Source organism: Glaciecola sp. KUL10 (genome assembly GCF_003203515.1).
Taxonomy (GTDB): domain Bacteria; phylum Pseudomonadota; class Gammaproteobacteria; order Enterobacterales; family Alteromonadaceae; genus Glaciecola.
In genome coordinates this window covers 119,848-133,046 of record NZ_BGNG01000005.1, presented here as the reverse complement: position 1 = coordinate 133,046, position 13,199 = coordinate 119,848, and the positions used below count along the sequence as shown (strand labels likewise).

Annotated in this window: 12 protein-coding genes and 5 tRNA genes; 11 read left to right on the top strand and 6 right to left on the bottom strand. The window is 41.9% G+C overall.

The window, feature by feature from the left end; translation table 11 throughout:
• Window positions 1–35: 35 nt before the first annotated feature.
• From KUL10_RS10180 to tsaA, 3 genes are all read right to left on the bottom strand, one after another.
• A complete protein-coding gene (locus KUL10_RS10180) occupies window positions 36–875 on the bottom strand; it encodes an MBL fold metallo-hydrolase (RefSeq protein WP_110428825.1) in 840 nt (279 codons plus the stop codon).
• Entirely contained in the window at window positions 872–2,578 is a 1,707-nt protein-coding gene (locus KUL10_RS10175) for a proline--tRNA ligase (protein ID WP_110428824.1), read from the bottom strand. The genes KUL10_RS10180 and KUL10_RS10175 overlap by 4 nt, the downstream gene beginning before the upstream one ends.
• 131 nt (window positions 2,579–2,709) lie before the next feature.
• Window positions 2,710–3,411: a tRNA (N6-threonylcarbamoyladenosine(37)-N6)-methyltransferase TrmO gene (tsaA, locus tag KUL10_RS10170; protein WP_110428823.1), complete on the bottom strand. Its 702-nt coding sequence runs from the start codon at window positions 3,409–3,411 to the stop codon at window positions 2,710–2,712.
• 173 nt (window positions 3,412–3,584) lie between these two features.
• Between tsaA and KUL10_RS10165 the strand changes: the two genes are divergently transcribed.
• Genes KUL10_RS10165 through KUL10_RS10150 form a run of 4 tightly spaced genes read left to right on the top strand, consistent with a single transcriptional unit; the run spans window position 3,585 to window position 7,237 of the window.
• Window positions 3,585–4,577, top strand: a complete 993-nt coding sequence (locus KUL10_RS10165) for an ABC transporter ATP-binding protein (RefSeq protein ID WP_110428822.1) — start codon at window positions 3,585–3,587, stop codon at window positions 4,575–4,577.
• Window positions 4,574–5,308, top strand: coding sequence for an ABC transporter permease subunit (locus KUL10_RS10160; protein ID WP_110428821.1), 735 nt, complete (start codon window positions 4,574–4,576; stop codon window positions 5,306–5,308). The genes KUL10_RS10165 and KUL10_RS10160 overlap by 4 nt, the downstream gene beginning before the upstream one ends.
• 5 nt (window positions 5,309–5,313) lie before the next feature.
• On the top strand, window positions 5,314–5,802 hold the full coding sequence (locus KUL10_RS18940) for a GldG family protein (RefSeq protein ID WP_110428820.1): 489 nt from the start codon (window positions 5,314–5,316) through the stop codon (window positions 5,800–5,802).
• Window positions 5,729–7,237 (top strand): Gldg family protein, encoded by a 1,509-nt coding sequence (locus tag KUL10_RS10150; RefSeq protein WP_158525365.1) that lies wholly within the window; start codon window positions 5,729–5,731, stop codon window positions 7,235–7,237. Before KUL10_RS18940 ends, KUL10_RS10150 begins: the two co-directional genes overlap by 74 nt.
• Here KUL10_RS10150 and KUL10_RS10145 read toward each other — a convergent pair.
• The 3 genes from KUL10_RS10145 to folD all read right to left on the bottom strand — a co-directional run bounded on the left by KUL10_RS10145 (window position 7,234) and on the right by folD (window position 9,406).
• Window positions 7,234–7,902 carry a GDSL-type esterase/lipase family protein gene (locus KUL10_RS10145; RefSeq protein ID WP_110428818.1) on the bottom strand — a complete coding sequence of 223 codons (669 nt, stop codon included), beginning with the start codon at window positions 7,900–7,902 and terminating at the stop codon, window positions 7,234–7,236. The two genes, KUL10_RS10150 and KUL10_RS10145, sit on opposite strands and share 4 nt — an antisense overlap.
• Window positions 7,903–7,979: 77 nt before the next feature.
• Window positions 7,980–8,534, bottom strand: a complete 555-nt coding sequence (locus KUL10_RS10140) for a DUF1415 family protein (RefSeq protein ID WP_233499780.1) — start codon at window positions 8,532–8,534, stop codon at window positions 7,980–7,982.
• A 17-nt stretch (window positions 8,535–8,551) separates the two neighbouring features.
• Complete coding sequence (gene folD / locus KUL10_RS10135; RefSeq protein WP_110428817.1) at window positions 8,552–9,406, bottom strand: bifunctional methylenetetrahydrofolate dehydrogenase/methenyltetrahydrofolate cyclohydrolase FolD; 855 nt, start codon at window positions 9,404–9,406, stop codon at window positions 8,552–8,554.
• A gap of 285 nt (window positions 9,407–9,691) precedes the next feature.
• Here folD and KUL10_RS10130 point away from each other — a divergent pair.
• The 7 genes from KUL10_RS10130 (at window position 9,692) to tig (ending at window position 13,128) form a co-directional block, all read left to right on the top strand.
• Window positions 9,692–9,768, top strand: a tRNA-Pro gene (locus tag KUL10_RS10130).
• A 20-nt stretch (window positions 9,769–9,788) separates the two neighbouring features.
• Window positions 9,789–9,865, top strand: a tRNA-Arg gene (locus KUL10_RS10125).
• Window positions 9,866–9,913: 48 nt separating this feature from the next.
• A tRNA-His gene (locus KUL10_RS10120) sits at window positions 9,914–9,989 on the top strand.
• Window positions 9,990–10,073: 84 nt separating this feature from the next.
• Window positions 10,074–10,158: transfer RNA gene (locus KUL10_RS10115), tRNA-Leu, on the top strand.
• Between the two features lie 39 nt (window positions 10,159–10,197).
• A tRNA-Pro gene (locus KUL10_RS10110) sits at window positions 10,198–10,274 on the top strand.
• Between the two features lie 150 nt (window positions 10,275–10,424).
• A complete protein-coding gene (locus tag KUL10_RS10105; protein WP_233499779.1) occupies window positions 10,425–10,811 on the top strand; it encodes a 3-phosphoshikimate 1-carboxyvinyltransferase in 387 nt (128 codons plus the stop codon).
• 1,012 nt (window positions 10,812–11,823) lie between these two features.
• Complete coding sequence (gene tig, locus KUL10_RS10100; RefSeq protein ID WP_110428815.1) at window positions 11,824–13,128, top strand: trigger factor; 1,305 nt, start codon at window positions 11,824–11,826, stop codon at window positions 13,126–13,128.
• Window positions 13,129–13,199: the final 71 nt, after the last annotated feature.

Below are 13,199 nucleotides of genomic sequence, written 5' to 3'. Positions count from 1 at the left end.
GAATCCTGTGAGTACCAAACAGCAAAGTTACCCAGCTAAGCTAAGACCAAGACCTGATTTTCTTCTGCAGCGAAGCAGGTTAATTCTGCGCCGCCTAATTCAGTAATCAACTGACTGTGCTCAATGATCTCATCTATGTCTGTATCTGTGCGAGTCGGGTCATGACTATACAGTGCCAATTGTTTTGCGTTGCAAGCCATTGCAAGTTTTACCGCTTCTTCCGCAACCGAATGCCCCCAGCCCGACTTGGCAGGCATATCGCTTACTAAATACTGCGCATCATGAACTAGCAAGTCTGCGCCTTTGGCAAAAGCGACAAAATCTAAAAAGTCAGTTGCTTTTGTATAAGGGGGATAGAGTTCGTTATCAGTAATATAAACAAGGGATTTGCCGTTTGCTTCAATTCGGTAGCTACTGCCACCACCGGGGTGATTCATTCTTAAACGCTTGATATGTACCGACCCGATTTCCCATTCGGTGATACTGCTGGCCAAATTATGAACTCTGATCTCTGCTGTTAGCATATCTCGATGAACAGGAAATAGACTACCGGTCATTTGATTTAAAATTGCTTCAGGCTCTTCTAGTTCAGTTAGTCCGGGATATATATTTATTTCTCGTTGTGATTGAAAAATAGGCGCAAAAAACGGAAAGCCTTGAATGTGGTCCCAGTGGTTGTGACTAAGTAACAAATGAATCGGAGTGGTTTTTTTGATTAGACGGGCCCCTAGTGCGCGAATCCCAGTTCCCGAGTCTAAGATAATGTCTTTATCATCAGCGTCTATATGAATACAGGCAGTGTTCCCGCCATATTTTATGAACTCTTTGCCGGGGGAGGGAATTGATCCCCTCACACCGCAAAACGTTATTTTCATAGTGATGAGATATGTTCCAAAACCGCGTCAATATCAAGTAAGGTTTTTTCACCGCTTTGTCTTGATTTGTACTCTACTTGGTTGTTGTCTAGGTTGCGCTCGCCAATCACGATACTATGAGGTATACCCACTAACTCCATATCGTTAAACATAACGCCGGGACGCTCCTTTCTATCATCGAACAATACTTCAACACCCGCTGCTATTAAATCAGCATATAACTTTTCCGCTACCTCCATGATGCGATGTGATTTGTGCATATTCATGGGTATGATCGCAAGCTTAAAAGGCGCAATACTGTCCGGCCACTTAATACCAAATTTATCATGGTTTTGTTCGATTGCTGCCGCAACAATTCGGGTCACACCAATACCGTAGCATCCCATCTGTAATACTTGATGCTTTCCAGATTCGGTTAGCACACCACAATTCATTGCTTTGGAGTACTTGTCACCAAGTTGAAAGATATGACCTACTTCAATACCTTTTGTAATGTTCAGTACGCCTTTTCCATCTGGAGACGGATCGCCTTCGACGACGTTTCTCAAATCGAGCACTTCATAGTTTTTGACGTCGCGATCCCAATTTGCACCCGTATAGTGTTTTTCTTCAATGTTAGCGCCACATATAAAGTTAGTTACAGTCTTAGCACTGCGATCGACCAAAATTGGCACATCTAAATTAACCGGCCCTAGCGAGCCAAAACCACAGTTTAGTAGGGTTTTTACTTCAGCTTCATCGGCCATTTGCAGTGGAGAGGCTACTAATGAATGTTTTTCCGCTTTTATCTCATTCAACTGGTGGTCACCTCGCAATACCAAAGCCACGAGTTCAGACTGCGCATCTTCAGATGCTTTTACAAAAAGAGTCTTAACAGACTGTTTAATATCACAATTAAGTAGCTTAACCATCGCATCGATAGTTTTAGTATTCGGTGTGTCAATAACTGTAAGTTCAGCTTGCTCGCCGCCATTGCCTGGAAGTGGAAGAGCTTCTGCGAGCTCAACGTTTGCTGCGTAATCAGATTGGTCAGAGTGAGCGATATCATCTTCACCTGATTCTGCTAATACGTGAAATTCGTGAGAAACAGCACCGCCAATACTTCCACTATCTGCAATGACAGGGCGATATGCTAAACCAATACGCTCAAAAATATTACAATACGCTTGATGCATAGTGTCGTAAGTCGCTTGTAATGATGTCATATCAGTATGGAAAGAATAAGCGTCTTTCATAATGAACTCGCGGCTTCTCATAATGCCAAAACGAGGGCGTACTTCATCGCGAAACTTCGTTTGGATTTGGTACAAATTTAAGGGTAACTGTTTGTAACTACTCACTTCGTTTTTCACTAAATCAGTAATAACTTCTTCATGTGTAGGGCCAAGTACAAAGTCTCGTTCGTGTCGGTCTTTTATGCGCAATAGTTCTGGGCCATAGTCTTCCCAACGGCCTGATTCTTCCCACAAATCAGCAGGTTGTACTACGGGCATTGATACTTCAATCGCTCCTGCCTTATTCATTTCATCACGCACAATTGCCGCGACTTTGTTTACCACGCGCAAACCAGTTGGCAACCAATTGTACAAACCCGATGCCAATTTTCTAACTAAGCCGGCGCGCAACATAAGTTGATGGCTAATGACCTCTGCTTCCGCTGGTGTTTCTTTTTGAGTGGCAAGTAAATATTGAGACGTGCGCATGATAGATTCTAGTGGCCTATATTTATATAAATCAGCGACTTAAGTTGAGCCTTAAGTAGAAGAATTTGTTTGTTAAAATAATTACCGCGTATTCTATCAATCGCTTGCGTGAGCACAAGTAAAATCAAGTCTTAACTGAGTGTAATACTTTTCACAATAATACCTGTATCGCGCACCCACCATAATATATCCCATTGATAAAGAGTGATATGGTATTGCTTGGGATCATTTTTTAGGTCTTGCTTGTAAGCAGGTCGGGGGTCTTGTTCAAGTATCGATACCAGTAATGCTTTGAAATCAGTTTGAGTTTGGTTAATTTTTTTAATTTGGTGATTCGCAGACTGACTAAAACTAACAAGCTTTAAATCACTGGGTCTTGATGGAGCATATCCGCAAATAGCATCCTTCGCACAGTCTGCGTAATCCAAATAAGGTTTGATATCAAGAATAGGCGTGTTATTGAGTAAATCGACACCACTGACTATTAATTCATTGAGTGTATTTAATCCTTCATTCTTAACAAGTGATAAGCCGAGTGGGTTTGGGCGGTGAGTGGCTCTTGAAGCAAATACACCGACTCGTTCATTTCCACCGAGTCTGGGAGGCCGCACAGTATCGCTCCATTTTTTATTGTGATGCTGATGAAAAACAAAACTCAGCCAAAGATGTGAGAACTTTTCAAGTCCACGACACGCATTAACCACGTTTATGTCTTCACGAAACCTCAGTTTGCCGCGAGCCTGACTCAATCCGATAGACTGTCTAGGAATACCAAACTTTTCATTAAATGGAGTGTCTATCCATGCGATTGGAGATAATTGATAAGCAGTCATTCTTTGTGCGTGTTTGTCGTGGAATATCAAGTTTATATGCTTGAAATTAGCATAAAAAGCACAATATCCAAACGTGTTTGCGAAATGATTAACTCTTTTGTCAGTTTGAACTTATTCACAATCATCTACTAATAAAAGACAGAAGTTCGGATTTATTATTAAAAGGATCTGTAATGATAAGTGTTAACAAATTAAACAAGTTTTTTGATCGACATCATGCCGTTAAAGACCTGAGTTTTAAAATTGAACGAGGCGATGTCGTTGGTTTCTTAGGCCCGAACGGAGCAGGTAAATCAACGACTATGAAAATGCTAACGGGGTTTTTATCGCTCTCTTCGGGGCAGGTGTTAGTCTCTAATTTGGACATAGAAAAAAGCCGTTTAGCTGTGCAAAGAAAAATGGGATATTTGCCCGAGGGGGCCCCCGCCTATGCAGATATGACCGTTTATGAATTTTTGTATTTCATTGCAAAAGTACGAAAAATCGAGCGGTCTAACCGACAACAATCGATCGATAACGTAGTGGCTCAAGTAGATTTGCAAGAGGTACTGAATAAGCCCATTGAGACCCTTTCTAAAGGTTTTAAGCGCCGAGTTGGACTTGCTCAGGCGATACTCCATGATCCTGAAATTTTAATTTTAGATGAACCAACTGATGGTCTAGATCCCAATCAAAAACATCAAGTTAGAAAACTTATCCAAAACTTAGCAAAAGACAAAATAGTCATTATTTCTACGCACATTATGGAAGAAGTGACTGCAGTTTGTAATCGCGTCATCATTATTGCAAATGGTGAGATGAAATTTGATGGCACACCTGAAAGTCTGCGCCAACAATCAAAATGGCATAATGCGGTAACACTTTCGCTGAGTTACGCAGCCGATGTTTCTGGCGTGCTAGAATTAGAAGGGGTAGCAGATTTAAATTACGATAAAAACACGGGGAGGGTAACGGTATTTCCTGAAAATGGAGCGAATATTCTCGCTAAGCTGAGCCAATTTTGTCAACAGACTAAACTACCAGTTGACGCTATATATCCTGAACAAGGCAATTTAGAAGACGTATTTAGATTGGTCACATCAGCAGAATACACATTTAACGCTGACTTAGGTTCGAGTGCCAATTCATCTGCAACGAATGCTTCAACTGAGGAGGAAAAAGCATGAGTGCTACCAGCATCATTTTTAAACGCGAATTTGTTAGTTTCTTCGCAACCCCAGTTGCGTATGTATTTATAGCAATATTCTTGATTATGTCGGGTATTTTTACATTTATGATGGGCAATTTCTTCGAGCGTGGACAAGCAGATTTACTCCCATTCTTCAACTTCCACCCTTGGCTTTACTTGTTTTTGGTACCCGCGATAGCCATGCGTACCTGGTCTGAAGAACGCAAGTCAGGCAGCATCGAATTTCTTATGACCTTGCCGCTGAGCACAGCGCAAATCATGGCGGGTAAATTTCTAGCTGCTTGGGCAGTCCTCGCACTTTGTTTGCTATTAACTTTTCCATTGTGGATAACGGTTAGTTATTTAGGACAGCCAGACCACGGTATTATTTTGGCTGCCTATCTTGGGAGTTGGTTAATGTCAGGGGCATTTTTAGCCGTCGGTATGTGTATGTCAGCCCTAACCAAAAATCAAGTTATAGCCTTCATTCTTGCAATTGTAATGTGTTTCTTGTTGGTGTTGTCTGGCACGAATATTGTTCTTGATGCCTTCCAAACATGGGTGTCTATAGGTGTATTGGATACCATCGCTAGTTTGAGCTTTCTGACGCATTATGATGCGATGGCAAAAGGTATTATCAGTGCAAACGATGTGGTGTATTACGTATTGAGTATCTTGGTTTGGTTAAGCGCAGGTTATCTTGCGATTGAAAGCAAAAAAGCGAGTTAAATACTATGAAAAAATCACTTTCAATCACTCTATTAATTTTCTTATTTATTGGCGCGCTATTATTGAATAATAGCTTTTTAAAGGGCTATCGTGTTGACTTGACAGAAAACAAAGTCTATTCGATATCTCAAGGTAGCTTGTCAGTTATAAACGATATCGAACAACCTATCGAATTGACGCTTTATTTTTCCGATCAAGCGACAAAGGGTATGACTTCATTGCGTAACTACGCAGACCAAGTTGAGAGTCTGTTAAAAGAGTATGAAGTAAGCTCAAATGGAAAGATCAAACTAAATGTGGTGGATCCATTGCCATTCTCAATTCAGGAAGATGAGGCTGCCAGTTTGGGTTTAACCGCAGCGCCCGTTGATGCCAGCGGGAGCACAGCTTATTTCGGGTTGGCAGGACGCCTTATTGATAATGTTAAGACTGAAGGAGATGGGGGGTACTCAAGATTCGTCACAAACGTTTTCAATGACCATTCCGTTTTTTGACCCAAGTAAAGAAGCGTTTTTAGAATATGACATCAGTAAGCTTATCTATCAATTAGGCTCTCCTGAACCTACAAAGCTAACTGTCGTTGCTGATTTACCTATTGCTGGTGGTCAAGATCCCATGACGGGACAGTTTACACCTGCCAATGTAATTTACTCTCAATTAGGTCAGTTCTTTGATGTCACGCTTATCAATAGTTTTGAAGAAGCGTTACCTGAAGAGACGGAATTGCTAATGCTAGTCCATCCAAAAGGTTTAAACGAACAACTACTTTACGAAATCGATCAATTTTTAATGGGGGGTGGGAAAGGTCTATTTTTTGTCGATCCGCATTTTGAATCAGATCAAATGAGTATGATGGGCGGTATAGGTGAAAATGCATCTGATATAAGCTTTCTAGAAAGTTATGGTTTGACGCTTCAAGATAAAAATGTGGTGTTAGACGCGCTAACAGGCCTTGATGTTCGTACTTCTGCTGGCGGCGTTACTCGTCATTTTGGCTTTTTAGGCTTGGGACCTGTACAGATCAATCGAAATGATGTGACGACGGCCGACTTGGAAAGCATCAACGGCGCATCATTTGGTGTATTATCCGTGACACCGGACAGTCAACTTGAACTTGAACCGCTGTTATCAAGTTCCAACGAAAGTGGCGTGCTAGCTTCAAGTGATTATGCGTTGACACGAGAGCCAGAAAACTTAGCTAAGGAATTCCAGAATGCAAAAAAAGCTTACGTATTAGCAGCTAGAGTTTCTGGGGCGGCAAGATCTCATTTTGATTCAAAGCCTATAAAGTCAGTTGAGGTTGAATTAACCGACGAGCAAAGTGATGACAACTCTTCTGAACAGCAAGCTATTGAATCAATTCATATTGCTGAGACAGACAAGCTTAACTTAGTCGTATTTGCAGATGCAGATATGTTTGTTGACCGATTCTGGGTGCAGCAAAGCAATTTCTTTGGTCAAACGGTTTTTACTCCCTTTGCTAACAATGGCGATCTTGTCATCAATATGGCTGAAAATCTTAGCGGCAGCGACGGCTTAATTGGTGTGAGAAGCCGCGGTAAGTTGGCGCGACCGTTCACAACGGTTGAAGCACTTGAGGTGATTGCGGAAGAAAAGTTTAGAGCACAGCAGTTGCGTTTGGAGGAAGAGTTAGCGCAAACAGAACAGCAGCTAAATGAGTTGCAAAGTGCCTCTGAAGACGCATTTACCTTGTCACCCGAGCAAGAAAAGGCAGTCGCTGAATTTAATCAAAAGCGTATTGAAATTCGGCAGTCTTTGCGTGAAGTTCAGTTTCAATTGGATAAAGATATCGATGCGCTTGGTAACAAATTAAAACTGATAAACATTGCAATTGCACCTCTCTTGCTTGTTGGGTTATTGTGGTTGGGTTTTCGCTTTTTAAGAAGAAAATCACCTCAAGTGAGTTAGATATTAGAAAGATGCTTATCAATGATGGGCTGAATATACTCAGCCCATTTTTTATATTGATGACGAGATAAGTGCAAATAGTCAGGCGACACATCTTCATTCAAAATACCGTGTTCATCCAAAAATAAATGCGTTAAATCAACATAGCATACATCAGTATCTTCAACGGTTTCCTCTAGTCTTTTATTCAAGTCATTCACACGAAGACGAAGTCTTGCAGAGGGGCGTTTACTTCTGGGAAATACAGCAAATAAAAGCACCTTTGCGTTAGGGATTTTTTTATTTACCAAATTAATTATTGAAATAATGCCTTTTAGTGTCTCATCGATACTCTCAACCCGATGACCAATATTATTTGTACCAATTAACAAAGCGATAATTTTAGGTGAAATGCCCTCTAGTGCTCCGTTTTCAATACGCCATAGCACATGTTCAGTTCGGTCACCTGCAAATCCTAAATTTAAGGTTTCTATACCTGCGAAGTGTCTTTGCCACTCTTCATACCCCTCGGCTTCCCATGCATGCATGATAGAGTCGCCCAATAAAACGAGTTCTATATTTGAAGATTTATTTTTTGCTTCTAAGAACTTTTCTTTAAATCGGTCCTGCCACCATTTTGCTGTTTGAGGACAAGGTGTGGTCGAAAGTGAGGGGCTAGTGGGCATAGTTTATTAAGGATTCTTCATATTAAGGCTTTGTCGGATGGTGAAAAGACATAATCCTCCAATTGGGCTTATTAAGCCTAGACTTTGTCCAATAGCTTATCAAAAAAATCCTTGCCAAGGCGCTCGCAGTGCTTAATGTTTCGCCCCGGAATGTTTTCCGGATTAGCAAACGACTTTAAAGCTTGACTGATACTTTCTTCGCGAATTATGTGAAAGCAAGGGTAGGGAGCGCGATTACTGTAATGACTCAAAGACTCCTCAGGTTCTCCTTCAAACAAATAATCAGGGTGAAAACTGGCTAATTGAAATTGTCCTTCAAGGCCGTTTTGTGCAAGAGAGCGGTTTGCTTCATCAAGGTGAAATAAGTATTCGTCAAAGTCTTCTAAATGATCTTTGGCAATTAAAATACTCGTTTCGATACCGGTGTCTTCGTGCATTTTATCGATTTGTTCTAGTAAAACATCACATGTTTTTAACGCCGAGCTAGCCGAATAACACTGTAATTGAATGCGCGATAACGCTCGTTCTTTCTTCGCAAACGGGCAAATGTTTTCTTGAATAATAAACTCATCTATCCACTTCCACATTTGAGCTTCGATTACTTCATTAGCCATATCTGATTGATTCTTCAATCTTCGAACTCTTTTGTTTAACTATGGAATTTAACGTAAGCCTCTAAGGTGTTTTCTATAAGGCTAGCAACCGTCATTGGTCCTACTCCACCGGGCACAGGGGTGATCCAATCTGCTCGCTCTTTGGCCGTTTCAAATTCAACATCGCCCGTTAATGAGCCATCTTCTAAGCGATTGATACCAACATCGATAACCACTGCACCTGGTTTAATCCAACTACCTGGAATAAAATGAGGTTTGCCAACTGCCACGACCAACAAATCAGCACGCGAGACATGTTCCTTAAGGCTTTTAGTGAACTTGTGGCAGGTCGTAACGGTGCAACCCGCTAGTAATAATTCAAGCCCCATCGGACGGCCCACAATATTTGATGCGCCGACAATGACGGCATCCATTCCTTTAATTGGCTTTTTAGTTGACTCAATCATCGTCATGATGCCTTTTGGCGTGCATGGGCGTAAAGAAGGAATTCGTTGCGCTAATCGCCCGATATTATACGGGTGGAATCCATCAACATCTTTATGCGGGTGAATGCGCTCTAGGACCTCTTCAGAGTTTAGGCCAGCTGGTAGGGGAAGTTGTACCAAAATACCATCAATTTCTTTATCGTTATTAAGTTGATCAACCAAAGACAATAGCGTTTCTTGATCTGCATCTGCTGGAAGTTCAAATGACTTAGAGACAAAGCCAACTTCATCACACGCTCTTGTTTTGTTAGCAACGTAAACTTTAGATGCTTCATTTTTGCCCACTAGTACAACGGCTAAACCGGGTAATCGTTTATTCGCATCTACGAGTGTTTCGACATATTGAGCTACGTTTGCACGGACAGATTTGGCAATCTTTTTGCCATCGATTAATTGCGCGGTCATAAATATTTATCTTGAAGGTGTTGAAATCAAACTACCTGTAAGTTTACACGCTTAGACATCATAAAAGAATACAAAGCCACAGATATTCTTGAGCTTTGGGTTGCACGAATCATTTAAGTAAATATAAGTAAATTGTGCTGAATGCTTAAATATTGTGACTTAATAGGTGGTATTTTAAACAGCTTAAAAAAACCTTAATTTGATGCTAAAAAGTGTTTGACGAGATTAGGGCAAGTCGGTAATATGCGCCACCCGTAACGGCAGTGAATGTCATTACGGTTTAGTCGGTGAGTGGCGCAGCTTGGTAGCGCACCTGGTTTGGGTCCAGGGGGTCGTAGGTTCGAATCCTATCTCACCGACCACTTGCTTTTTGATTCGATGAGCGTCCGTAGCTCAGCTGGATAGAGCACCCGCCTTCTAAGCGGGTGGTCGCAGGTTCGAATCCTGCCGGACGCGCCATGCGAGTCTAAGCAGGCTAAAGCAAGACAAAGTGAAAAGTAATCAGTGGTGGGCGTAGCTCAGTTGGTAGAGCTCCGGATTGTGATTCCGGCGGTCGTGGGTTCAAACCCCATCGTCCACCCCACTTTTTACAAGTCGTGTTAATCGCTTACCGCTTCCACAGCAGTAAGTGTCCAAGGTCAGGTGAGACCAAAAACACATTGGTTATGCGGGAGTGGTGGAATTGGTAGACACGCTGGATTTAGGTTCCAGTGCTTCACGGCGTGAGAGTTCAAGTCTCTCCTTCCGCACCATCTATTAGCGTTGAGTTCTAAAACGCAATCAAATATCTTCGGTGAGTGGCGCAGCTTGGTAGCGCACCTGGTTTGGGTCCAGGGGGTCGTAGGTTCGAATCCTATCTCACCGACCATTTGTGCTTTCTCTTTTCAGTTATTCAGTTCATGAGTTATCGCCACCTGCATGCAGATGACAGTGGGAATAGATCGGATATAAAAACATATTCAAAAGAAATACTTGCTTACCGATAACATCTTTATACCCACTTTCCGCGCAGACAATTTTGCAAGATTCATTTAAAGAAGGCCTCTTTAAACGCCTACCAAAAGATACTCAAGCATCATTCACCCCTGAACAGATAGACGCATTACGCATTGCGTTTGGCGCTAACAACAAATGGGGTAGGCACCCAGTCGATGTCAGAGGTACATTCAAGTTATGGCGTTGGCGCTACTACTTTGTGATACTCGTTGGACGAAACCGTCGTGAACTATCAAGAAGAGAAAGGCAGATTTCACTGTTCGCAAAAGCAATCGCAGTTTCTTCGTTCCTAACGTTTAGCTTACTCGTCGGCCTGTTAGCCTTGTATCTATTAAAATCAGCGCTTGGGATAGATTTGTTTCCTAACCATTCATTGGGTATTTGGTCTTGGTTTAAAAGTAGTTTTTGAGTCTATTTAATAGCTAGATTGATCAAGCTTTTTAAAAAAAATTCATCACGAAGAAACGTCATTACCACGAAAGTGGTAACCTCCTTGGAGCCCCTTAATCTTCAAACTATCGCATAAGCACTCCGTAAGCAATATTCAGCTTTTACCAGATGAGCCCTTTCCCATTCATAAAACCGCACGAGGGCATCCATGCCGCTTTGGTGCCGCGTCCTTGCGGCACAAATTTTATGAATGGGAAAGGGCTCATCTGGTGCGCTGAATGTTCTTTGGTGATGTGGGCTCTTTAGTTTGATTGAGCTTGCTACTTGAAAATCTAACTACCATTAATGCACAAACGTGGTTAATGCGAAGAAACGTCATTACCACGAAAGTGGTAACCTCCTTGGAACCCTGAAATCTTAAACATCGCATAAGCACTCCGTAAGTAATATTCAGCTTTTACCAGATAGGCCCTTTTCCATTTATAAAAAGCATCGAAGAAACAAAGCCAAACTCTCAAAAGCGAAGGAAGGGGAGCTACCCCAATGTTATCAGGCGTGTACTTCAAGGATGAAGTGCTTCGAGCCCGCACATGGATGTGCGCTTGGGCGATCCTGATAACATTGGGGTAGCTCCCCTTCCGAAAGCTTTTGATGCAATGCTGAACAAAGGGTGTCACAAATGTTAAAGTTGCAAAGTTGCAAAGTTGTATTGAGCAATGAGCTGCTTTCACGAGGTTCCCAATCGAGTTGGGAATGACGTTTCTTCGTTGGTTATTCGCGTTTAGGGCAAAAAAACAAACCAATTAACCGTAAAAATTCAATCACAAACGCAAACAAAGCAAATATTCACAAAAAAGACACAAATAAATGCACGCAAGCTATCGACTCAATACCCCCCTCTCTGTATAATTCCGCGTCCAATTTTAATCAAGAGTGACGAATCATAACGTCGCATCCCCCAATTATTCAGGTTTACCGCCCAATAATTGAATCACGAAAAAGCGCACGAAAGCGCAAGTTGAGGTAGAACAATGCAAGTGTCAGTCGAGACGACTCAAGGTTTAGAACGCCGTCTTACTATTACCGTTTCTGCAGATTCTGTAGATTCAGCCGTGAAACAACGTTTACAACAGTTAGCTAAAACACAGCGTATTAACGGATTTCGCCCAGGGAAAGTGCCAGTAAGCGTAATCAAAAAGCGTTTCGGTGCAGCTGTTCGTCAAGAAGTGGCTGGCGACGTGATGCAACGCAACTTTTATGAGGCAATCATGAAAGAGCAAATCACACCGGCGGGTATGCCTACTTTTGATTTAACAAAAGATGTCGATGGTGAAGACCTAGAGTTCGTAGCAACCTTCGAAGTTTACCCAGAAGTCGAAGTTAAAGGTGTTGAAGAGCTAGAGATCGAAAAAGCAGTAGTAGAAATTACTGACAAAGACCTAGACAACATGATGGAAACGCTTCAAAAGCAACATGCAACATGGAAAGACGTTAAGCGCAAAGCTAAGAAAGACGATAAAGTAGTAATCGATTTTATCGGCACCATTGATGGCGAAGAGTTTGATGGCGGCAAAGCTGAAGACTTCCCACTTGAACTTGGGAAAGGTCGTATGATCCCAGGTTTTGAAAAGCCACTGGTCGGCGCTAAGAAAGGCGAAGAAGTAACTGCTGAGGTAACATTCCCAGAGGATTACCATGCTGAAGCACTGAAGGGCAAAGATGCCGTATTTAACATCACAGTTAAGAACGTAGAGGGCCTAAGCCTTCCTAAACTCAACGACGAGTTTGCAGTGTTATTTGGCGTGCAAGAAGGTGGTGTTGACGCGTTAAAAGCTGAAGTTAAGAAAAACATGCAGCGAGAATTAGATCAAACACTTAAGTCACAGCTTAAAGAAGCAGTGATTGCAGGCTTGATTGAAAAGAATGATATAGAAGTACCGCAAGGACTTATCGACCAAGAAATTAATGTACTTCGCGATCAAGCCAAGCAACGTTTCGAGCAACAAGGCCAAACAGCTGCGATGCCGGAACTTCCAGCTGACTTGTTCCAGGACAACGCCAAGCGTCGCGTAAGCGTTGGACTTCTGTTAGGAGAGATCATCAAAACAGAAGAACTTAAAGCTGACCAAGATAAGGTCGATACATTGATCGAAACAGCTGCATCAGCGTACGAAGATCCTCAGGAAGTTATCGATTATTATAAAGGTAACAACGAACTAATGCAGCAGATGCAAAATCTCGCACTTGAAGAGCAAGCAATTGAAGTTGTTGTTAGCAAAGCGAAAGTGACAGAAGTTGAAAAACCTTTTGACGAAATCATGAATAAAACCGCTTAATATACGCTACAATTATTTGACTTAACCGTCATTCAACTGATTAAATGCTCGGACTATCCGGGCATTTTTTT

Excerpts from the sequence above, each read along its gene's own strand:
- KUL10_RS10180 (WP_110428825.1), bottom strand. The coding sequence starts at position 875 with ATGAAAATAACGTTTTGCGGTGTGAGGGGATCAATTCCCTCCCCCGGC.
- KUL10_RS10175 (WP_110428824.1), bottom strand. The coding sequence starts at position 2,578 with ATGCGCACGTCTCAATATTTACTTGCCACTCAAAAAGAAACACCAGCG.
- tsaA (WP_110428823.1), bottom strand. The coding sequence starts at position 3,411 with ATGACTGCTTATCAATTATCTCCAATCGCATGGATAGACACTCCATTT.
- KUL10_RS10165 (WP_110428822.1), top strand. The coding sequence starts at position 3,585 with ATGATAAGTGTTAACAAATTAAACAAGTTTTTTGATCGACATCATGCC.
- KUL10_RS10160 (WP_110428821.1), top strand. The coding sequence starts at position 4,574 with ATGAGTGCTACCAGCATCATTTTTAAACGCGAATTTGTTAGTTTCTTC.
- KUL10_RS18940 (WP_110428820.1), top strand. The coding sequence starts at position 5,314 with ATGAAAAAATCACTTTCAATCACTCTATTAATTTTCTTATTTATTGGC.
- KUL10_RS10150 (WP_158525365.1), top strand. The coding sequence starts at position 5,729 with ATGTTAAGACTGAAGGAGATGGGGGGTACTCAAGATTCGTCACAAACG.
- KUL10_RS10145 (WP_110428818.1), bottom strand. The coding sequence starts at position 7,902 with ATGCCCACTAGCCCCTCACTTTCGACCACACCTTGTCCTCAAACAGCA.
- folD (WP_110428817.1), bottom strand. The coding sequence starts at position 9,406 with ATGACCGCGCAATTAATCGATGGCAAAAAGATTGCCAAATCTGTCCGT.
- tig (WP_110428815.1), top strand. The coding sequence starts at position 11,824 with ATGCAAGTGTCAGTCGAGACGACTCAAGGTTTAGAACGCCGTCTTACT.